Source organism: Cellulomonas sp. P24, assembly GCF_024704385.1.
GTDB lineage: Bacteria > Actinomycetota > Actinomycetes > Actinomycetales > Cellulomonadaceae > JAJDFX01.
Genome location: NZ_JAJDFX010000002.1, coordinates 1,666,622 through 1,686,267, shown reverse-complemented (window position 1 = coordinate 1,686,267; position 19,646 = coordinate 1,666,622). Strand labels below are relative to the sequence as shown.

The window sequence follows — 19,646 nt, the reverse complement described above, 5'->3', positions numbered from 1 at the left end:
CCGTCGGGGGAGGAGGCTGCACGTCCCCACCCTACGATCCGCCACCGACGCCGGGATCGTTGTCCACCGACGTCGGCCGCCGTGCGACCGTGCCCGACTGACGCGCAGGGTCAGCCGTGCGGTCGCGGGAGCTCGCTCCAGATCCACGCCGCGATCTGCTCCGGCGGGGGTGGCGGCTCGGACTCGAGGCAGGCGAGGAGCATCCCGAGCAACGAGCCGACCGTCGCTGCCGCGGCGATGTCCACCGGAATCTTGAGCTCGGTCTCGTCCAGGCCGTACAGCGCGTACCCGGTCATGGTGAGCGCCGTGATGCGGCGCCGCAGCCGCGCGGTGACGATCGGCGAGCCGTGCTCGCCGAGGGCGCGGCGGTAGAGATCGGCGTGCGCCGTGACGTGTCGGATGTAGCGCAGCACGAGGTCGGGTGAGGTCGTTCCGCCGGGGGTCAGGACGAGGTCCGGTGAAGTGAGGTCGGCGCCCGCCGCGGCCGCCTGCTCGTCGAGAGCGTCGGCGAGCAGGGTCTCCTTGTCGGCGTAGTGCTGGTAGAAGGTGCTCCGGTTGACGGCGGCGCGATCGGCGATGTCCGCGATCGTGATCTCGTCGAGGGACTTCTCGCGTGCGAGCTCGAGCAGGGCGTCCTGGAGCAACCGACGGGTGCGTACGACGCGAGGGTCCGCCTGCGTGCTCATGCCCGACCTCCCGTCCCCTGCATCTCCCCGCCCGGGCGAGCCCCGCCCGGCCCGCACGCCGGTGGCTCGGTCGAGCCGACCCTCCGGGTCACGGTATGCCGACGATCCGCCCGAGCAAGAATTCCGACGACTGTCGGTTATCCTACAGATGTCCGAGAATCCGAGAAGGAGAGTCATGGCCACGCTTCTGTATCGACTCGGCCGCTGGTCGATGCGTCGTCGCCGGTTCGTCCTGGTGGGATGGCTCGTGGTGCTCAGCGCTGTCGGCACCCTCGCCGCGACCAGCGGTGCCCACCTCCAGGAGTCGTTCTCGATCCCCGGGACGGAGTCCGCCCGCGCGCAGGAGGTCCTCGCCGCACGCTTCGGGGCCGCGTTCTCTGACGCCTCGGCGCAGGGGCCCCTCGGAGGCTCCGACACCACCTCCACGCCGGCGACAGCGCGCATCATCCTCGCCGCACCCGCCGGGAGCACCGTCGCGGACCCGGCCACCGCACAAGCCGCGGGCGTGTTCCTGGCGCAGGCCGCCGCGGTGCCGGGTGTCACCGGCGTCAGCGACCCGTTCACCCAGAAGACCATCGCCCCCAACGCCTCCGCGCTGTACGCCGACATCCAGCTGGCGGTGCCGGCGGCGGACGTCCCCGCCTCGACGGTCCACGACCTCGAGGCCGTCGTGACGGCAGCCCAGCAGGCAGGCTGGCAGGCGGCGATCAGCGGCGGCCCGTTCGCCGACAAGCTGGAGATCCTCTCGGGAGCCGAGTCGATCGGTGTGATCGCCGCGCTCGTCGTCCTCGTCATCACCCTCGGCTCGTTGCTCGCTGCCGGGATGCCGATCCTCACTGCGCTGCTGGGCGTCGGCATCGGTGCGGCCGGGATCTTCGCGATATCCGCCTGGACGTCGGTGTCCTCGGCGACCCTCGCGCTCGCGCTCATGCTCGGTCTCGCGGTCGGGATCGACTACGCGTTGTTCATCCTGTCCCGCTACCGATCGCTCCTCGCCGAGGGGAAGACTCCGCTCGACGCCGTCGGGCGCGCGGTCGGGACGGCCGGGAGCGCGGTGGTCTTCGCCGGGACGACCGTCGTCATCGCCTCCGCCGGGCTCGCCGTCGTCGGCATCCCGTTCCTGGGGGTGATGGGCGTCGCGGCGGCTGTGACCGTCGCAGTCGCCGTCCTCATCGCGATCACGCTGCTCCCCGCGCTGCTCGGCTTCGCCGGGTCACGGCTGACGCCGCGGCACGCGCGTGCAGCGGACTCCGAGGATGACGCGACGTTCGTCGCGAGCCGATGGGGCAGGCTCGTGACGGGTCATCCGGTCGTCGTGCTCCTCCTCGGGATCGCGGGCGTCGCACTGGTGGCGGTCCCGACCCTCAGCCTGCGGCTCGGACTGCCCACCGACGGGCAGTCGCCGACGACGTCCCACGCGCGCCAGGCCTACGACCTCCAGGCGACGACCTTCGGACCGGGGTTCAACGGGCCCCTCGTCGTCCTGGTCGATGCCCCGTCAGGTGGTGCGTCCGCAGCTGCGGCCACGATCGCCGGGAAGCTCGGAGAGCTCCCCGACGTCGCCCTGGTCGCACCGCCCACGCCGAACGACGGTGACACCGCCGCGATCGTGACCGTCATCCCCACGGGCGGCCCCACGAGCGTCGAGACCGCGGACCTCGTGAACGCGATTCGCGCCGAGCGCCCGGGTCTGGAGACCTCGACCGGCACGGTCATCTGGGTCACCGGGACGGCAGCCGCGAACATCGACATCTCGGCCAAGCTCGCTGCGGCGCTCCCGGTCTTCCTGCTGCTCGTCATCGGGCTCGCGCTGGTCCTTCTGCTCGTCGCGTTCCGGTCGATCCTCGTCCCGGTCACGGCGGCGATCGGGTTCCTGCTCTCGGTCGGGGCGTCGTTCGGGGCGACGGTCGCGGTCTACCAGTGGGGGTGGCTGGCCTCCGTGTTCCACGTGAATGCCACCGGCCCGTTGCTCAGCTTCATGCCGGTGATCCTCATCGGCGTGCTGTTCGGGCTCGCGATGGACTACGAGGTGTTCCTGGTGTCCCGGATGCGGGAGGAGCACGTGCACGGCGCCGAGGCGCGGCGCGCGGTCCTGGTCGGGTTCGAGCACGGGTCGCGCGTGGTCCTCGCCGCGGCGGTGATCATGGTCTCCGTGTTCGTGGCCTTCGTGTTCGGCGGGAGCACGACGGTCGCGCCGATGGCGTTCGCGCTCGGGGCCGGGATCCTGGTCGACGCACTGGTCGTGCGGATGGTGTTGATCCCGGCGGTCATGACGCTGCTCGGCGACAGCGCCTGGTGGCTCCCGCGGTGGCTCGACCGGGTGCTCCCGAACGTCGACATCGAGGGCGCGGCCCTCACACGTCGGCTCGCTCAGGAGTCCGCGACCACCACGTTGTAGCGCGGCGTGGGTGGCTGCGCCTCCAGGGCGGCCAGCCATGCGGGGGTGGCCGCCACCGGGAACGTGGTGACGAGCCGGCACCGGGTGGTGACGTGCGCGTAGACGAGCGCACCGGACTCGCTCCCCGGGGCGCGCCAGACCACGGTGCGCAGCAGCCCGCCGTGACCGTCGGGGTCCTCGCGCGCGAGCAGCCCGTGCTCCGTCACGTCACCGCGCGCGATCGGGAGGGCGCTCGCGGTCACGCGCCCGAGCAGGCTCTCGCCCGCGGGGATCCGCCATGGCTGGAAGTGGTGCGGGTGGTGGCCGAGCGCCCGGGCCAGGTCGCCGTCGGTCCATCGCGCCCGCTTGGGGCCGTACGGCGTGGGGGCGGGGGAGAGCAGGTAGCCGTAGACGTGGACGAGCCCGGCGTTGGCGGTGGGGTAGCGGACCTCGATCCCGGCGCGGTCGCCGAGGGCGCGGAGGACCGTCGCGGCGAGGACGGGTTCGCCGGTGTTCTCGTCCACGACGGTCGAGCGCGCCCAGTCCGCGAGCTGCCCGGACGCACGGTCGACCGCCAGCTGCGGGTCGAGGTAGCCGATCGCGTCGATCGCCCGGTCCGGGGCGGCCGCGGCCCAGGTGGAGACGTCGGCGAGGTGTCGGCGGGCGTCGTCGTCGATCGCCGCGTCGGGCTGGCCTCCGGTGCCGGTCACGACGCGAGAGTCTACGCAGCGTCCACCGAGGTGCTGGACGCCCTGAGCGACGACCTCAGCGAACGAGCCTCAGCGAACGAGCCTCAGCGACCAGTCCGCCGCGACCAGTCCGCCGCGACCGGGCCGCCGCGTCAGGCGTCGATGCGCGCGATCGGCGTCCCCTGCACGACTGCCTCGTCCTCGCCGACGAGCAGGTGGATGGTCCCGGCGACGGGCGCCGGGACCTCCGCGGAGACCTTGTCGACCTGCACCTCGGCGATGAGCTGGTCCTCGCGCACGTGCTCGCCGTCCGCGACGAACCACGTCGCGAGGACTCCCTCCGCGTCCGGCCTCTCGGCCGAGAGCGGAGGGAAGACGACGTCGGTCATCGGCTCACCGTCCGTCGGATCGCCGCTTCGATACGGTCCTGCCGGGGCAGGATCGCGTACTCGAGCGGGTGGGAGTACGGGATCGGGGTGTCCGGGTTCGCGACCCGTGCGACCGGGGCCCGCAGCATCCCGGGGTCGACGTCGGTGATGGTGGCCGCGATCTCGCCCGAGAGCCCGAACGACTGGTAGTCCTCGTCGACGACGACCAGGTGGCCCGTCTTGCCGACCGACCGCAGGATCGTCTCGCGGTCGAGCGGGACCAGGCTCCGCAGGTCGATCACCTCGACGTCGATCCCGTCCGCCGCGAGCGTCTCGGCGACGTCGAGCGTGTGGTGCACCGAGAGCGAGAGCGTCACGACCGTGACGTCGCTGCCGGGCCGGACGACCTTCGCCTCGCCGATCGGCACGGTGTACTCGCCCTCCGGCACGTCCGCCGTCGCCCGGGCGTTCTTGACCATCCACGGCAGACCCATGACGCCCTTGTGGAACATGTACACCACGGGGTTGTCGTCGCGGATCGCCGAGATCATCAGGCCCTTGGCGTCGTACGGGTTGCTCGGGACGACGACCTTCATGCCGGGCAGGTGCGCGAACGTGCCCCACAGGCACTGCGAGTGCTGCGCGCCGTCGGAGTAGCCGCCGCCGACGGCCGTCGTGAGGACCATCGGGACCTTCACGTTCCCGCCGGACTCGTAGTGGATCTTGGCCATGTGGTTGTAGATCTGGTCCAGGCACACGCCCATGAAGTCGGCGAACATGAGCTCGACGATCGGCCGCATGCCCTCGACCGCCGCGCCGATGCCGAGACCGATGAACGCGGTCTCGGAGATCGGGGTGTCGATCACCCGCTCGGGGCCGAACCTGTCCAGCAGGCCGGTCGTCGAGCTGAAGATCCCGCCGTACGCCCCGACGTCCTCGCCGAGGTAGATGACGGACGGGTCGCGCGCCATCTCGATCTCGATGCCCTCGACCATCGCCTTCGACGTGGTGAGGCGGTGGCTGCTCTGCGGAGCCGTGTCGACCGGCTGCTCGATGATGGTCATGATCTCCTCCTCACGCGAACACGTACGAGCCGGCGTCGGCCGGGTCGGGCAGCGGGCTGTCCTTGGCGAAGGTGACCGCGTCCTCCACCCGGGTGCTCGCCTCCTCGGCGATCTGCTGCGCGGCGGCGTCGTCCAGCAGTCCGGCCGCTCCGAGGGTCGCGCGGTACGCCGGGATCGGGTCGCGCGCCGGGACGTCGTCGAGGTCGCCGCGGTAGCCCTGCGCGTCGCCCTCGAAGTGACCCCACAGGCGCAGGGTGTGGACCTCGAGCAGCGTCGGGCCCTCGCCCGCGCGGGCCCGCGCCACCGCCTGCGACGCGGCGAGGTGGACGGCCTCGACGTCGTTCTCGCGGATCCGTTCCGCGGGGATGCCGTAGGAGACGCCGCGCGTCGCGTTCGAGTGCACGCTGGTCGACGCCGACCGCGGCACCGAGATGCCCCACTCGTTGTCCTCGACGACGAAGACCACCGGCAGCTTCCAGAGCGCCGCCAGGTTGAGCGACTCGTGGAAGGCGCCCTGGTTGGCGGCGCCCTCGCCGGTCACCGCGACGACGACCCGGTCGGTGCCCTGGTGCCGGAACGCGAAGGCCTGCCCGAGGGCCGGTGGGTACCCCTCGGCGATGATCCCCGAGCAGGAGAAGTGCGTCGCGGGGTCGAACAGGTGCATGTGACCGCCACGGCCGTGGCCGAGCCCCGTCTCCCGTCCGAAGATCTCCGCCGCCATCGCCTTGAGGTCCATGCCGTGGGCGATCGCGAAGTGGTGCGGACGGTGCGTCGCGGTGACCGCGTCGTCGGTCGTGAGGTGGGCGCACACACCCACGGCGACGGGCTCCTGACCCGCCGCGAGGTGCATCTCGCCCGGGACCAGTCCCTTGCCGATGTCGAAGCCCGGGCCCTTGTCGGCGTAGTACTCGCGCCGGATCGCCTCTTCGAAGGTGCGGATCAGCACCATCGTGCGGTACAGGTCGACTCTCGCCGGGCCGTCCAGACCGGCCTGCATCGGGTGCGGTCGGCCAGGTGTCGTGGTGGTCATGGCACGCCTCCAGACGTCGTTGTCCTCATCACGACTCTGCGACGGTGCTGCCCGCGCGGCAACGGTGGGTCGTTCAGATGGTGACAGAGCCGGAGGCGACCTCGGGCAGCGACGGCGCCGACGGCGATCTCAGACGAGGACAGCGCCGAAGGCGATCTCAGACGAGGACAGCGCCGAAGGCGATCTCAGACGCTCACGGCGCCGACGGCGATCTCTCGGGCCGCGCGCCGCAGCGACGCCCGGTGCACCAGGAGCCGGTCGGCGTGCCGCACCGGCACCGACATCGCGACCGCCCCGGTCCAGGAGGTCGACGGCACCGCGACCGCCAGACAGGCGGTGCCGAGGGCGTACTCCTCACGGTCGACGGAGAACTCGCCCGCCGTGGTGAGCTGGCGCAGCAGCACCCGGCGGTCGGTCACCGTGTGCGGGGTCAGGTCGGTCAGGGCGTGGTCGCCGAGGTAGTCGCGCCGCCGCGACTCGTCGAGGGCCGCCAGGATGGCCTTGCCGACGGCGGTCGCGTGCGCCGCGTCGTGGAAGTCCACCCACAGGTCGACGCGCGGTGCGGCTGCGCTGTCGACGACGTCCGTGAGGTGGATCTCCCCGTCCTCCATCGTCGTGAGGTACGCCGCGGCGGACGTCTCCACGTGCAGCGCCTGGAGCACCTCGTGCGCCTGGGCCACGGCGGTCGCCGCCCGGCCCGGTCCGGCGGACAGAGCGGGGATCCGGTCCCCGAGCACGTACCCGAGCCCCTCGACCCGGGTCAGGTAGCCCTCGTGAACGAGCGTGCGGAGCAGGTGGTAGGTCGTGCCGAGAGGCTGGCCGGTCCGACGGGCCAACGCCTTGGCCGGCAGCGGACGGTCGGCCGCACCGACGGCGTCGAGCAGGTGCAGCGCCCGCTGCACCGAGGCGATCAGCGTCGGCTCGTGCGTCATCGCATCCTCCTGGCGTCAGGCTAGCGCCGAGCGCCGGGTCCGGCGCGGGAAGGCGAGACGAGGCGCGGCAGGCACGATGGGAACCGGTGGGCACGGGCGGGCAGGGGTGGGCACGGGTGGGCACGGGCGCAGACATGGCGGTGGCCCGCCCCGCAGATGCAGGACGGGCCACCGTCGGCGACGGGTCGGCTCACACCACGTCGTCGTCCATCCAGTCGAAGGTCTTGGTGACGGCCTTCTTCCAGAGCCGGTACTGACGGTCGCGCTCGTCGTCGGCCATCGCCGGCGTCCAGCGCTTGTCCTCGGCCCAGTTGTCGATCACGTCCTGCTCGCCGCTCCAGAACCCGACCGCGATGCCGGCCGCGTAGGCCGCACCGAGGGCCGTGGTCTCGGCCACCTGCGGCCGGATCACCGGGACACCGAGGATGTCCGCCTGGAACTGCATGAGGGTCTCGTTCTGGACCATGCCACCGTCGACCTTGAGCTCGGTCAGGTCGACGCCGGAGTCGGCGTTCATGGCATCCAGGACCTCGCGCGTCTGGAAGGCGGTGGCCTCCAGGACGGCGCGGGCGATGTGACCCTTGTTGACGTACCGCGTCAGGCCGACGAGCGCACCGCGTGCGTCCGCCCGCCAGTACGGTGCGAAGAGGCCCGAGAACGCCGGCACGAAGTACGCGCCACCGTTGTTCTCGACCGTTCCGGCCAGCGCCTCGATCTCCGGGGCCGAGGAGATCAGCCCCAGGTTGTCGCGCAGCCACTGGACCAGCGAGCCCGACACCGCGATCGAGCCCTCGAGGGCGTACACCGTCGGCTGGTCGCCGATCTTGTAGCAGACGGTGGTGAGCAGGCCGTTCTTCGACGGGATGGGCGTCGTGCCCGTGTTGAGGAGCATGAAGTTGCCCGTGCCGTACGTGTTCTTCGCGGTACCGACCTCGAAGCACGCCTGGCCGAACGTCGCCGCCTGCTGGTCGCCGAGGATGCCGGAGATCGGCACCCCCGGGACCATCCCGCCCTCACGGCCGTAGCCGTAGACCTCGGACGAGGACTTGATGGTCGGCAGCATCGACAGCGGGATCGTCATGTCCGCCGCGATGTCCGCGTCCCACGTCAGCGTCGCCAGGTCCATGAGCATCGTGCGCGACGCGTTCGTCGGGTCGGTGACGTGCACGCCGCCGTCGACACCGCCGGTCATGTTCCACAGCACCCATGCGTCGGTGTTGCCGAACAGGAGGTCGCCCCGCTCGGCCTTCTCACGTGCGCCCTCGACGTTGTCGAGGATCCACTTCACCTTCGGCCCGGAGAAGTACGTCGCGAGCGGCAGACCGACCTTGGCCTTGTAGCGGTCGGCCCCGCCACCGAGGGCACCGAGCTCCTCGGCGATCTTCTGGGTACGCGTGTCCTGCCAGACGATCGCGTTGTAGACGGGTTCGCCGGTCGTCTTGTCCCAGACCACCGTGGTCTCACGCTGGTTGGTGATGCCGACGGCAGCGATGTCCCGGTGGGTCAGGTTGGCGCGGGTGAGCGCCAGCCCGACGACCTCGCGGACGTTGTTCCAGATCTCTACGGGGTTGTGCTCGACCCAGCCTGCGCGGGGGAAGATCTGCTCGTGCTCGAGCTGGCCCGTCTCCACGATGGTGCCCGAGTGGTTGAAGATGATGGCGCGTGAGCTGGTCGTTCCCTGGTCGATCGCAATGACATAGTCAGCCATGAGTGGTGTTCCTTCTCGACGGTGAGAGTACTGCGGCGGAGGATCAGACGTAGACGCGGGCGAGGAGGCCGGCGATCACGGCACCGGCGAGCGGGCCGAAGACCGGCACCCAGGAGTACGCCCAGTCGCTGGAGCCCTTGCCCTTGATCGGGAGGAGGGCGTGCGCGATGCGCGGACCGAGGTCACGGGCAGGGTTGATGGCGTAACCGGTCGGGCCACCGAGGCTCATGCCGATCGCGACCACGAGGAGCGCCACGGCGAGCGGGCCGAGACCCGACGGGGTCTTGCCGAAGACGAGGATGACGAAGACCAGGACGAAGGTGCCGATGAGCTCGGTCACGAAGTTCCAGCCGTACGAGCGGATGGCGGGCCCGGTGGAGAAGACGCCCAGCTTGGTGGCCGGGTCGGCATTCTCGTCGAAGTGCTTCTTGTAGGCGAGGAAGACGAGGACGGCACCGAGGAAGGCACCGACCATCTCACCTGCGAGATACACCATGGTGCTGCTGAACGACACGGGGACGCCGGTCGCGTAGTTCTTCGCGCCGTCCGCGAGGAGCCCGATGGTCACGGCCGGGTTCAGGTGCGCACCCGAGCGGAACGCGACGTAGACGCCGGAGAAGACTGCGAGTCCCCACCCGAAGGTGATGACGACCCAGCCGCTGTCGAAGCCCTTGTTCTTCGGGAGGATGACGTTCGCCACCACGCCGCCACCGAGCAGCAGCAGCATCCCCGTTCCCAGGACCTCTGAGATGAATACCTGGCCAAGCGATGGATCCACGATGAGCCTCATTTCTTGACGGACGTCGTTGTCACGTGCACCTCGCGCGCAGGCACGAGGAGTTCGGGGGGCGCAGAGCGCCTGAGAGCTAGCTGTGACCGCCGACCGACGAACCTGCCGCAATGCTGACCATAGGCGCGAGCTCGGCGGCCCGCAGCCTGACGATCTCGGCACTCTCGTCGTCGAGCTCGTGCTCCGCGGCCTCCTCGGCCTCGGCACGCTCGCGGTAGATGGAGATCTCCTTCGCGCGCTGGGCCTTGTCCCAGCCGAGCAGGGGGGTGAGGATGTCGGCGATCTGCTCGACCGCCGCGAGCCCACGGTCGGCCTGCTCGTAGTTCAGGCGGGTCCGGTGCATCATGACGTCGTCGAGGTGCAGGGCGCCCTCGTGCGTGGCGGCGTAGGCGACCTCGACGGCGAGGTAGGCCGGCGCACCCTCGAGGGGCTCGCCGAGCGACGGGTCGGCGTCGACCATCGCGAGCAGCTCCGGGAGCAGTGATCCGTAGCGGTGCAGCAGGTGGTCCATGCGGAACTGGTTCCACCCGTACTGCTTGGCGATCGACCGCGACTTGCGCTGGAGCACCGTGAGCCCCTCGGCCCCGAGGAGCGGGACCCGGTCGGTGATCGACGGCGAGGTCGCCGCCCGCTCGCCCAGGGCGAAGTCGACGGCGTCCTTGGCCATCACCCGGTACGTGGTGAGCTTGCCGCCGGCGATCACGACCAGGCCCGGGGCGGGCGATGCCACGGTGTGCTCGCGGGAGACCTTCGCGGACGAGGTCCCCTCCTTGGTGCCCGGCTGCAGCAGCGGGCGGAGCCCGGCCCAGTGCCCGATGACGTCGGCGCGGGTGATCGGACGCGACAGGACCGCGTTGGCGTGGTCGATCACGTAGTCGATGTCCGCAGACGTCGCGACCGGGTGCTGGAGCTCCTGCGTCCACGGGGTGTCGGTCGTGCCGATCACCCAGTAGCGGGACCACGGGATGATGAACAGCACGCTCTTCTCGGTCTGCAGGATCAGCCCGACGTCGCCGGCGATCCGGTCCCGCGGCACCACGATGTGGATGCCCTTCGAGGCGAGCACGCGCAGGCCGCCCTCGCTGCCGGCGAGCGCCTCGGTCTGCTCGGTCCACACGCCGGTCGCGTTGATGACGGAGTGGGCGCGGACCTCCATCTGCTCGCCGGACTCGAGGTCCTTGATCGTGGCGCCGGTGACGGTTCCGATCGCGTTGGTGGACATCGCGACGACCTGGGTCCGGGACGCGGCGTGGGCGCCGTAGTGCACGGCGGTGCGGATCAGGGTCGAGGTGAGACGCGCGTCGTCGACCGAGGCGTCCCAGTACCGGACCGCGCCGATCGCGGCGTCGTGCTTGAGGTCGGGGAAGAGCTTCTCCATGCCGCCACGAGTGAGGTGGCGGTGGATCGGGAGCGCGCGCCGCCGCCCGTTGACGCTGGCGAGCGTGTCGTAGAGGGCGACGCCGGCGCCGACGTACGCGCGTTCCCAGACGCGGTGCTCGAGCGGGTAGAGGAACGAGACCGGCTTGACGAGGTGCGGTGCCAGCCGCGTGATCAGGAGGTCGCGCTCGGTCAGGGCCTCGCGGACCAGGTGGAAGTCGAGCATCTGGAGGTAGCGCAGGCCGCCGTGCACGAGCTTGCTCGACCGGCTCGACGTGCCGCTCGCCCAGTCCTGCGCCTCGACGATGCCGACGGTCAGACCGCGGGTGATCGCGTCGAGCGCGATGCCGGCTCCGGTGACTCCGCCTCCGACGACCAGGACGTCCAGCTCGTGGCCTGCGGCGCTGCTTGCACGCAGAGCGTCCAACGCGTTGGACCGCGCCTGTGCGGTCAGTCCGGTCACCGTCATCGTGTGCCTCCTCGGGGTTCAGTCGCTATGGTCATCACGGGACGAACGGATGCGCAACCAAGGTGCACAAACGTGCAAAATCGGGAGGGGTCATGGCAGAGCGGGAGCAGGACGTCTTGCGGGCTGCGTCCATGTACTACCTCCAGGACATGAAGATGGAGGTCATCGCCCGGCAGCTCAACACCTCACGCTCGACGGTGTCCCGACTGATCAAGCGCGCGAGGGAGACCGGTCTGGTCGAGATCACGCTCCGTCCGGCGAGCACGCGGGCCCCCGGGCTCGGCCGCGCGATCGCGGCGAGATTCGGCATCGACGCATACGTCGTGCCTGTCCCGGACCATGCGAACGAGGTCGAACGCCTCGAGCAGGCCGCGATGGCGTCGGCCCGGCTGCTCGCCTCCTGGTTCGACTCCGACATGGTGCTCGGGATCGCCTGGGGGACGACGCTCGCGGCGATCAGCAGGCACCTGACCCCCAAACCGACCCGGGGCGCGGCCGTCGTCCAGCTCAACGGAGCGGCCAACACCCGCACCAGCGGCATCGAGTACGCGGGCGACCTGATCTCGAGCTTCGGGGCGGCGTTCGGTGCCGCTATGCACCAATTCTCGGTTCCGGCGTTCTTCGACTACCCCGAGACCAAGGCCGCGATGTGGCGTGAACGGTCGGTGCAGCGGGTGCTCGACGTGCAGCACCGTGCCGACATCGCGCTGTTCTCGGTCGGTGCCGTCGCCGGGGCGGTGCCGAGCCACGTGTACTCCGCCGGCTACCTCGACGAGGACGACATCCGCATGCTCCACGACGAGGGCGTCGTCGGGGACGTGTGCACCGTGTTCCTCCGCGCCGACGGGAGCTACCGGGACGTGCACCTGAACGCGCGCGCGACCGGCCCGACCCCGGCGGAGCTCCAACGGATCCCTCGACGGGTGTGCGTCGTCGCCGGCGACAACAAGGCGGTTCCGCTCCTCGCCGCCCTGCACGCGGACGTCGTCACCGATCTGGTCGTGGACGAGGTCACCGCCACCGCCCTCCTGTCGATCGCCGGACCGGCCTACGACGTCGCTTCGCGCGGCCGGCCGCGGGGCGGGGCGCTCGTCGGGCCGTCGACCGCGGGAGCGGCGGTGCGACCCGGCCCGGTCGGTCGCGACGGCGCACGCTGACGTGGACCGCTCTTCGCGTCGCGACCGGATCGCCGTACGGTGAGGCCGTGTCCCTCGACGACCTGCACATCCGTTCCGCCCGTCCGGCCGACGTCCGCGCGATCGGCGCACTGGTCTCTCCCTACGCGAACGAGCGCATCCTGCTGGCCAAGGAGTGGGTCGGGTACTACGAGGCCGTCCAGGAGTTCGTGGTAGCGGAGTCGGCGGTCGACCCCGACGGGCGCGCCCAGGTGATCGGTTGCGGTGCGCTGCACGTGATGTGGCAGGACCTCGCCGAGATCCGGACGCTCGCGGTCGACCGGTCCTGGCGTTCCCGGGGCGTCGGGCACGCCCTCCTGGCCGCCCTGATCGACCGGGCCCGGGACCTCGGGCTCCGCCGGCTGTTCTGCCTGACCTTCGAGGTCGACTTCTTCGCCGCGCACGGCTTCGCGGTGATCGAGGGCACGCCCGTGTCGCCCGACGTCTACGCGGAGCTGCTGCGGTCGCACGACGACGGTGTCGCGGAGTTCCTCGACCTTGCGCACGTCAAGCCGAACACGCTCGGCAACACGCGGATGCTTCTCGAGCTCGACTGACGGACCCCTGCGCCCGCCGCCGGGCCGGGTCAGCGAGGGAGGCTCACCAGCGGAGGGGTGGGGTCGCCGTCGGGCACCACGGCGACCTCGCGCCGGACCAGGCCGTCGTCGACGAGTCCGTCGAGGGCCCGCGCACGCTGCTCGTGGTCCGGCCACACCCGTGCGAGCTCGGGCTCGGGGACCGGGTGGTCCGCCGCGCGGAGCTCGGCCATGATCCGACCCCGCGCCTGCCGGTCCGTGCCCGTCCACGGCTGCGTGCGTCGGCGGTGGGCGTGCGCATCACCGGGGTACCCGTCCGCCCGCCACCGGCACAGGTCGGCGACCGGGCACGCGTCGCACCGCGGTGACCGAGCGGTGCACACCAGCGCCCCGAGCTCCATCGACGCCGCGGCCCAGGCGGCGGAGCGGGCGTCGTCGCGGGGGGTGAGGGCGTCGGCCCGCCTGCGCTCGCCCGCCGTCAGCGTCGGCGTCGGCAGTGCCTCGCCGTCGACCGCCCGGGCGATCACCCGGCGCACGTTGGTGTCCAGGACGACGGAACGGCGACGGTACGCGAACGCGACGACAGCAGCGGCGGTGTACGGACCGATCCCCGGGAGTGCCACGAGGGCCTCCTCGGTGTCGGGCACCCGCCCCGCATGCACGTCGACGATCGCCCGCGCGCACTCCTGGAGCCGCAGCGCGCGCCGTGGGTAGCCGAGACGGTCCCACGCGCGCAGGACGTCGGCGGTCGAGGCCTCCGCGAGGTCGACGGGCCTCGGCCACCGCGCGATCCAGGCCCGCCAGGCCGGCTCGACGCGGACCACCGGCGTCTGCTGGAGCATGATCTCGCTCACGAGCACGCCCCACGCGGTGCACCCGGCCGCGCGCCACGGGAGGTCACGGGCGTGCGACCCGAACCAGGTGAGCACGGCGTCGGTCAGCGCGTCGGCCTCGGCGAGCGCCGAGGTGGTCGAGTCGTCGTGAGCGGGGGCCATGACGGCATCCTCTCCCGGATCGCGGACGGACGGCGTGCCCCGCCCGCGCCCGGGCCCGGTCGTCCTACCGTGGCGATGACGCGGTCCGTGTGCAGGTCCCCGCCCGTCCGCCGTCGACCGACGGCGGGTCGTCCCGACCCACTCCTGGAGGGGTGATGAGCAACATCCTGCACCCCGTCGGTCCCCGCCCGTCGCGCGTCTACTGGACGCGTCGGATCGTGGTGGCCGTCGTGCTGGTCGCCGTGGTCGCGGCGGTCGTCACGCTCGTCCGGCTCGCCGGGGCGGCCGACAAGCCCGGGGCGAGCGTCAGACCCACGGTGACGTCGACCTCGGCAGGGCCCACGACCGGGACGCCCCAGCCCTGCCCGGCCTCGTCGGTCGGCCTGGCGGTCACGGCGGACGCGACCACGTACGGGGCGGGGGTGAACCCGACGTTCACCGTCACCGTGACCAATACCGGGACCGAGCCGTGCACCCTCGACGCGGGGGATGCCGCGCGCGAGGTGCTGATCACCTCCGGGGCGGACCGGATCTGGTCCAGCGCGGACTGCCCCGACCCGGCAGCGGCCAAGAAGCTCCTTCTCCTCACCGCCGGGCAGCCGTACGTGGCGGCGGTGCCGTGGGACCGGGTCCGGTCGGCCACGGGCTGCCCGACCGGGCTGCCGACGCCGCGACCGGGTACCTACCAGGTGACCGCCAGCCTGGCCGGCAAGACGAGCTCGCCGTTGGTGATGATCCTCAAGTAGTCGGAGCGGTGCGGTGCCGGGCCCGCGCCGCGAGGCCGACCGGCCGCGGTGCACCCGGGATCTGCCTCGGGGCTACACGTACCGTTCGAGGATCGACGACTCCGCGAGGCGGGAGAGTCCTTCCCGGACGGCGCGGGCGCGCTGCTCGCCGACGCCGTCGACGGCCATGAGCTCGTCGACCCCGGCCGCCAGGAGCTTCTGCAGGCCACCGAAGTGCCCGACGAGCCGGTCGACGATCATCGGGGGATCCGGGGGACCCGGGACAGCAGCCGGTACCCACGCGGACCGACGGCAGCGTCGAGAGCGTCGCCGCCTCCGGGCAGGCCCAGGACCATGGCGATGTGCGCGAGGTCGAGGAGCTCGGTCGCGTCCAGGTCGCCGAGGGCGGCCTGAACGGCGGCGGCGTCCTCGCGGCTGTTGCGCGCCGACTCGACGTAGTCGCGGATCACGAGCTCGCGGTCCGAGTCCACCCCGCCGGTGAGCTCGTCGAGCTGCAGCGCGAGCAGCCGGCCGTCGGACCCGAGCTCGATCACGTAGCCGGCGATCTCCTCGGAGATGCGTCGCACCATGTCGAGGCGCTGGACCACGGCCGTGACGTCCCGCACCGTCACGAGGTCCTCGATCTCCAGCGCGGACAGCGTGCCGGCGACCTCGTCGAGACGTGACCGGTAGCGCTCGAGCGTCGCGAGGGCCTGGTTGGCCCGGGACAGGATCGAGTCCGTGTCCTCGAGCACGTAGCGGGTGCCGCCCACGTACAGGGCGACGATGCGCATGGACTGGCTCACCGAGATGACCGGGTAGCCCGTCTGCTTCGCGACGCGCTCGGCGGTGCGGTGCCTCGTGCCCGACTCGGAAGTCTCGATCGAGGGGTCGGGCAGCAGCTGCACGGCGGCGCGCAGGATCCGGGTCACGCCTTGGTCGACGACGATCGCGCCGTCCATCTTCGCGAGCTCGCGAAGCCGGGTCGACGAGAACTCGACGTCGAGGACGAACCCACCGGAGCAGATCTGCTCGACGGTCTCGTCATGACCCAGGACGATCAGCGCACCGGTCCGCCCGCGCAGGATCCGTTCGAGCCCGTCTCGGAGCGCACCTCCCGGCGCGACGGCTGCGAGCGTGGTGCGCAGCAGGTCATCGGGCGAGAAGGGGAGCGTGGCCACGCCCGAATCCTACGCGTCGCGCGCAGATCGAGGGCGGACGCAGGCGGCCATGGCCTGGGCGAGATCCTCGACCTCGAGCACCTGCATGCCGTCGGGTCCGGTACCGCTCGGGAGGGAGCCCACGGGGACGACCGCGCGGGTGAACCCCCAGCGTGCCGCCTCGGAGAGTCGACGCCCGACCCCGGCGACCTGACGGATCTCTCCCGCGAGCCCGACCTCGCCGAGGGCGATCAGGCCGGGGGCGAGCGGGAGGTTCTGGCCGGCGCTGACGGTGGCCATCGCGATCGCCAGGTCGGCGGCCGGCTCGATCACGCGAGCGCCGCCGACGGTCGACACGTAGACGTCCTGGTCGGCGAGGCGCACCCCGACGCGTCGCTGGAGCACCGCGAGCACCATGGCGAGCCGGCTCGAGTCGACGCCACTGGTGGTCCGTCGCGGGTTCGAGAGCGCCGAAGGTGCGACCAGAGCCTGCACCTCGGCCGCGAGCGGGCGGCGTCCCTCGAGCGTGATCGTCACGCACGTGCCGGGCACCTGCGTCGGTGCGTGCGAGAGGAACAGCCCGCTCGGGTCCGCGACGCCGACGATGCCGGTCTCCGAGAGGTCGAAGCAGCCGACCTCGTCGGTGGGGCCGTAGCGGTTCTTGACCGCGCGCAGCATGCGCAGCCGCGAGTGGCGGTCCCCCTCGAACTGGCACACGACGTCGACGAGGTGCTCGAGCGTGCGTGGCCCCGCGACGCTGCCGTCCTTGGTGACGTGACCGACGAGGACCACCGGGAGGTCCCGCTCCTTCGCCGTCGCGATGAGCGCGGCGGCGACCTCACGCACCTGGCTGACGCCACCGGGGCTCCCGTCGACCTGCGCCGAGGCGATCGTCTGCACCGAGTCCAGCACCAGCAGCACCGGGTCCACCTGCTCGACGTGCCCGAGGACGGTCGCGAGGTCCGTCTCCGCGGCGAGGTACAGCCCGGGGTCGAGCGCCTCGACCCGCTCGGCGCGCAGACGCACCTGCCCGGTCGACTCCTCCCCGGTCACGTACAGCACGCGCGCAGCGGGGTCGTCGCGACGGCTCGTACGGGCGACCCGCGCCGCGACGTCGAGAAGGAGCGTCGACTTGCCGACACCGGGCTCGCCCGCCAGGAGGATGACGGCTCCGGGGACGAGGCCACCCCCGAGCACGCGGTCGAGCTCGGCGATCCCGGTCGCGCGGGCGCGGCTCGCCTCGACGTCGATCTCGCCGATCGCCCGGGCCGGTGCCCGGGTCGGGAGCTGGGCGACGGTCCGGGGCGCTCCACCGCCCGGACCGACGTCCTCCGCGACGCTGCCCCAGGCCTGGCACTCGCCGCACCGGCCGACCCACTTCGCCGCGGTCCATCCGCACTCGACGCAGCGGTACGCCGGACGTTCGGCTCGGCGTGCCGTGGCGGAGCGCGCGGGGGACTGCTTGGTGGTGGCAGGAGACGTCACGTCGGGAACGGTATCCGTCGGCACCCACACGGGTGCGCTGGCCCGGTGCGAGGTCCGGAGGGGACCCGCGCCGGCCGGATGAGCCGCAGGATCGACGGCGGTGCGTAGGCTTCGACGAGGAACCGACCCGCAGGTGCGGCAGGGAGGCGTGGATGACCGACAGCTCGACAGGTGGCCCGGCGCGCGGCGGCTGGCCCTTCGACCCCGTCTCCGGTGGTGCGTCGCAGCCCGGCCCCGGTCCCCAGCCGGGTCCCGCCCCTCAGTCAGGACCTGCCCCTCAGTCAGGACCTGCCCCTCAGCCGGGCGCCGGGTCCGGACCCGCGTTGTTCCCGGGTGTTCCGCCGACGCCCGGGGGGACGTCTGCGTCGGTCCCCCCCGCCGGTCGTGCCGCCGTCGGGCACCGGGCCCCGGTCGGGCGCGTCGGGGTCGAACCGTCGTCGCACCTTGGTGATCGTCGGGATCGTCGTCGGGGTGCTCGTGCTCGGTGGGGCCGTGACGGCGCTCGTGCTGACCATGAACCGCAGCAGCACCCCGTCCGCGACGGTCACCAGCACGACGCAGCTGCCGTCGCCGACCCCGACGGTCGCCCCGGCGGCCCGGGAGAAGGGCAGCGCGTTCCTCGACGCGCTGCCGAGCTCGGTGCTCCAGTACGCCTGGGCGTCGGTCGCGCCCGACGAGGCGTGGCGCACGGCCGGGGCGCTCGAGGCCTACGACGTCACGTACACCGACGGCGGGTCGGGGACGGTCACGGTACGTGCGGGTCAGTGGCGGACGGCGGCGGAGGTCACCGCGTACCAGACCACGCTCACCGGCCAGCTCACCGCGGCGGCCGGATCGCCGACCGCGGGCTCGACAGCGACCGCGGGCTCGACGACGGCCGTGGGACCCGCGACCAGCACCGGTGACGTGACCGTCGGTGGGGTGACGGTCGGGACGTGGACGATCGTGCCCCAGGCCGACGGTGCGGGAACCGTCGTGTGGTCCAACGGCACGACGCTCTTCGAGGCGAGCGGGCCCGCGTCCGAGCTGGCCGATCTCTACGCGGCGTTCCCGCTCTGACCGCGTCGGGACGACCGGGTCGCGGCGCCGTCCCGCGGACGTGAGCGGTCTCCACCGCAGGCCCGTCCGGGGTACCGGCGCACCAAGGCCGCACGGAACACCGTGGCGGCTCGATACGCTCCGTCCCACGGGCGGGACGACGGACACGAGGGCACAGCATGGGTGAGGGTCGGTTCGAGAGCAGGCCGAAGGTCGCGATCCTGGGCGGGGGCGTGATGGGCGAGGCCATCCTCGCCGGCATCCTGTCCGCGGGCTGGGACATCGACGAGGTCGCGGTCACCGAGCCGAGCGCGGTCCGCGCGAACGAGATCTCCGAGCGGTACGGGGTGCGCGCGGCCGACGACGGCCCGACGACGGTCTCGCGCGCCGACGTCGTCCTGGTCGCCCTCAAGCCCAAGGACGTCGGTGCGGTGCTCGTCGAGATCGCCCCCCGGCTCCGGGCCGGTGCGCTGGTGGTGAGCGTCGCGGCGGGACTGCCGTGCTCGTTCTACGAGGACCGGCTGCCCGCCGGGACGCCCGTCGTCCGCGTCATGCCGAACACGCCGGCGGTGATCGGGATGGGTGCGAGCGCCATCAGCGCGGGCAGCCACGCGACGGACGAGCACCTGGGGCTGACCGAGCGTCTCCTGGCCGGCACCGGCCTCGTGGTGCGGGTCGCGGAGAAGGACCTCGACGCGGTCACGGCGATCTCGGGCTCCGGCCCTGCCTACGTCTTCTACCTGGTCGACGCGCTCGCGGAGGCCGGCGTGCTGCTCGGGCTCACGCGGGACCGCGCACGCGAGCTCGCGGTCGCGACCTTCCTGGGAGCAGCGACCATGCTCGACCGGACCGGCGAGCACCCCGTCGTGCTGCGGGAGCGGGTGTCCTCACCCGGGGGTACGACGGTCGCGGCCCTGCGGCAGCTCGATGCCCACGGTGTGCGTGCGGCCGTGCTCGCGGCGGCCGAGGCCGCGTACGACAGGTCCCGCGAGGTCGCGGCCGACGCCGTCGCGACCCCGAGGGGCTGAGATGCCGCTGAGTC

At 72.1% G+C, this 19,646-nt stretch carries 17 protein-coding genes and 1 pseudogene; 6 read left to right on the top strand and 12 right to left on the bottom strand.

Annotated features, from left to right (window positions below; translation table 11 throughout):
• Positions 1 to 110: 110 nt before the first annotated feature.
• Positions 111 to 686, bottom strand: coding sequence for a TetR/AcrR family transcriptional regulator (locus LJB74_RS07915; protein WP_259308016.1), 576 nt, complete (start codon positions 684 to 686; stop codon positions 111 to 113).
• A 175-nt stretch (positions 687 to 861) separates the two neighbouring features.
• Here LJB74_RS07915 and LJB74_RS07910 point away from each other — a divergent pair, with 175 nt between their 5' ends.
• The gene (locus LJB74_RS07910; RefSeq protein ID WP_259308015.1) at positions 862 to 3,084 is read left to right on the top strand and encodes an MMPL family transporter; all 2,223 of its coding nucleotides are present in this window, start codon (positions 862 to 864) and stop codon (positions 3,082 to 3,084) included.
• Here the strand turns inward: LJB74_RS07910 and LJB74_RS07905 are convergent.
• From LJB74_RS07905 to LJB74_RS07870, 8 genes are all read right to left on the bottom strand, one after another.
• A complete protein-coding gene (locus LJB74_RS07905) occupies positions 3,057 to 3,773 on the bottom strand; it encodes an amino acid deaminase (RefSeq protein ID WP_259308014.1) in 717 nt (238 codons plus the stop codon). The genes LJB74_RS07910 and LJB74_RS07905 overlap by 28 nt on opposite strands.
• Positions 3,774 to 3,904: 131 nt before the next feature.
• Positions 3,905 to 4,141 carry a lipoyl domain-containing protein gene (locus LJB74_RS07900; RefSeq protein WP_259308013.1) on the bottom strand — a complete coding sequence of 79 codons (237 nt, stop codon included), beginning with the start codon at positions 4,139 to 4,141 and terminating at the stop codon, positions 3,905 to 3,907.
• Complete coding sequence (locus LJB74_RS07895) at positions 4,138 to 5,184, bottom strand: alpha-ketoacid dehydrogenase subunit beta (protein WP_259308012.1); 1,047 nt, start codon at positions 5,182 to 5,184, stop codon at positions 4,138 to 4,140. The genes LJB74_RS07900 and LJB74_RS07895 overlap by 4 nt, the downstream gene beginning before the upstream one ends.
• A 10-nt stretch (positions 5,185 to 5,194) precedes the next feature.
• Positions 5,195 to 6,214 carry a thiamine pyrophosphate-dependent dehydrogenase E1 component subunit alpha gene (locus tag LJB74_RS07890; RefSeq protein WP_259308011.1) on the bottom strand — a complete coding sequence of 340 codons (1,020 nt, stop codon included), beginning with the start codon at positions 6,212 to 6,214 and terminating at the stop codon, positions 5,195 to 5,197.
• 185 nt (positions 6,215 to 6,399) lie between these two features.
• The gene (locus tag LJB74_RS07885) at positions 6,400 to 7,146 is read right to left on the bottom strand and encodes an IclR family transcriptional regulator (protein ID WP_259308010.1); all 747 of its coding nucleotides are present in this window, start codon (positions 7,144 to 7,146) and stop codon (positions 6,400 to 6,402) included.
• A gap of 190 nt (positions 7,147 to 7,336) precedes the next feature.
• Complete coding sequence (glpK, locus tag LJB74_RS07880; protein ID WP_259308009.1) at positions 7,337 to 8,854, bottom strand: glycerol kinase GlpK; 1,518 nt, start codon at positions 8,852 to 8,854, stop codon at positions 7,337 to 7,339.
• 43 nt (positions 8,855 to 8,897) lie between these two features.
• A complete protein-coding gene (locus LJB74_RS07875) occupies positions 8,898 to 9,632 on the bottom strand; it encodes an MIP/aquaporin family protein (protein WP_259308008.1) in 735 nt (244 codons plus the stop codon).
• Positions 9,633 to 9,720: 88 nt separating this feature from the next.
• Positions 9,721 to 11,490 carry a glycerol-3-phosphate dehydrogenase/oxidase gene (locus LJB74_RS07870; protein WP_259308007.1) on the bottom strand — a complete coding sequence of 590 codons (1,770 nt, stop codon included), beginning with the start codon at positions 11,488 to 11,490 and terminating at the stop codon, positions 9,721 to 9,723.
• A gap of 92 nt (positions 11,491 to 11,582) precedes the next feature.
• Between LJB74_RS07870 and LJB74_RS07865 the strand changes: the two genes are divergently transcribed.
• Together LJB74_RS07865 and LJB74_RS07860 are read left to right on the top strand one after the other, a co-directional pair.
• Entirely contained in the window at positions 11,583 to 12,647 is a 1,065-nt protein-coding gene (locus LJB74_RS07865; protein ID WP_259308006.1) for a sugar-binding transcriptional regulator, read from the top strand.
• A 47-nt stretch (positions 12,648 to 12,694) separates the two neighbouring features.
• Positions 12,695 to 13,222 carry an amino-acid N-acetyltransferase gene (locus tag LJB74_RS07860; RefSeq protein WP_259308005.1) on the top strand — a complete coding sequence of 176 codons (528 nt, stop codon included), beginning with the start codon at positions 12,695 to 12,697 and terminating at the stop codon, positions 13,220 to 13,222.
• Positions 13,223 to 13,251: 29 nt separating this feature from the next.
• On the opposite strand, the gene LJB74_RS07855 is transcribed toward LJB74_RS07860, so the two are convergent.
• Complete coding sequence (locus tag LJB74_RS07855) at positions 13,252 to 14,196, bottom strand: A/G-specific adenine glycosylase (protein WP_259308004.1); 945 nt, start codon at positions 14,194 to 14,196, stop codon at positions 13,252 to 13,254.
• Positions 14,197 to 14,351: 155 nt separating this feature from the next.
• On the opposite strand from LJB74_RS07855, the gene LJB74_RS07850 reads away from it, so the two are divergent.
• Positions 14,352 to 14,942, top strand: coding sequence for a hypothetical protein (locus LJB74_RS07850; RefSeq protein WP_259308003.1), 591 nt, complete (start codon positions 14,352 to 14,354; stop codon positions 14,940 to 14,942).
• Between the two features lie 72 nt (positions 14,943 to 15,014).
• On the opposite strand, the pseudogene disA reads toward LJB74_RS07850, so the two are convergent.
• Positions 15,015 to 16,102, bottom strand: a pseudogene (gene disA / locus LJB74_RS07845) (DNA integrity scanning diadenylate cyclase DisA).
• Between the two features lie 9 nt (positions 16,103 to 16,111).
• Positions 16,112 to 17,566: a DNA repair protein RadA gene (gene radA, locus LJB74_RS07840; RefSeq protein ID WP_259308002.1), complete on the bottom strand. Its 1,455-nt coding sequence runs from the start codon at positions 17,564 to 17,566 to the stop codon at positions 16,112 to 16,114.
• A gap of 444 nt (positions 17,567 to 18,010) precedes the next feature.
• On the opposite strand from radA, the gene LJB74_RS07835 reads away from it, so the two are divergent.
• Positions 18,011 to 18,625: a hypothetical protein gene (locus LJB74_RS07835; RefSeq protein WP_259308001.1), complete on the top strand. Its 615-nt coding sequence runs from the start codon at positions 18,011 to 18,013 to the stop codon at positions 18,623 to 18,625.
• Positions 18,626 to 18,783: 158 nt separating this feature from the next.
• The gene (gene proC / locus LJB74_RS07830; RefSeq protein WP_259308000.1) at positions 18,784 to 19,632 is read left to right on the top strand and encodes a pyrroline-5-carboxylate reductase; all 849 of its coding nucleotides are present in this window, start codon (positions 18,784 to 18,786) and stop codon (positions 19,630 to 19,632) included.
• Positions 19,633 to 19,646: the final 14 nt, after the last annotated feature.

What these genes read in the sequence shown, in the direction of transcription:
- glpK (WP_259308009.1), bottom strand. Translation starts at nt 8,854, where the DNA reads ATGGCTGACTATGTCATTGCGATCGACCAGGGAACGACCAGCTCACGC.
- LJB74_RS07900 (WP_259308013.1), bottom strand. Translation starts at nt 4,141, where the DNA reads ATGACCGACGTCGTCTTCCCTCCGCTCTCGGCCGAGAGGCCGGACGCG.
- LJB74_RS07885 (WP_259308010.1), bottom strand. Translation starts at nt 7,146, where the DNA reads ATGACGCACGAGCCGACGCTGATCGCCTCGGTGCAGCGGGCGCTGCAC.
- LJB74_RS07910 (WP_259308015.1), top strand. Translation starts at nt 862, where the DNA reads ATGGCCACGCTTCTGTATCGACTCGGCCGCTGGTCGATGCGTCGTCGC.
- LJB74_RS07915 (WP_259308016.1), bottom strand. Translation starts at nt 686, where the DNA reads ATGAGCACGCAGGCGGACCCTCGCGTCGTACGCACCCGTCGGTTGCTC.
- LJB74_RS07850 (WP_259308003.1), top strand. Translation starts at nt 14,352, where the DNA reads ATGAGCAACATCCTGCACCCCGTCGGTCCCCGCCCGTCGCGCGTCTAC.
- LJB74_RS07895 (WP_259308012.1), bottom strand. Translation starts at nt 5,184, where the DNA reads ATGACCATCATCGAGCAGCCGGTCGACACGGCTCCGCAGAGCAGCCAC.
- LJB74_RS07890 (WP_259308011.1), bottom strand. Translation starts at nt 6,214, where the DNA reads ATGACCACCACGACACCTGGCCGACCGCACCCGATGCAGGCCGGTCTG.
- LJB74_RS07865 (WP_259308006.1), top strand. Translation starts at nt 11,583, where the DNA reads ATGGCAGAGCGGGAGCAGGACGTCTTGCGGGCTGCGTCCATGTACTAC.
- proC (WP_259308000.1), top strand. Translation starts at nt 18,784, where the DNA reads ATGGGTGAGGGTCGGTTCGAGAGCAGGCCGAAGGTCGCGATCCTGGGC.
- LJB74_RS07870 (WP_259308007.1), bottom strand. Translation starts at nt 11,490, where the DNA reads ATGACGGTGACCGGACTGACCGCACAGGCGCGGTCCAACGCGTTGGAC.
- LJB74_RS07855 (WP_259308004.1), bottom strand. Translation starts at nt 14,196, where the DNA reads ATGGCCCCCGCTCACGACGACTCGACCACCTCGGCGCTCGCCGAGGCC.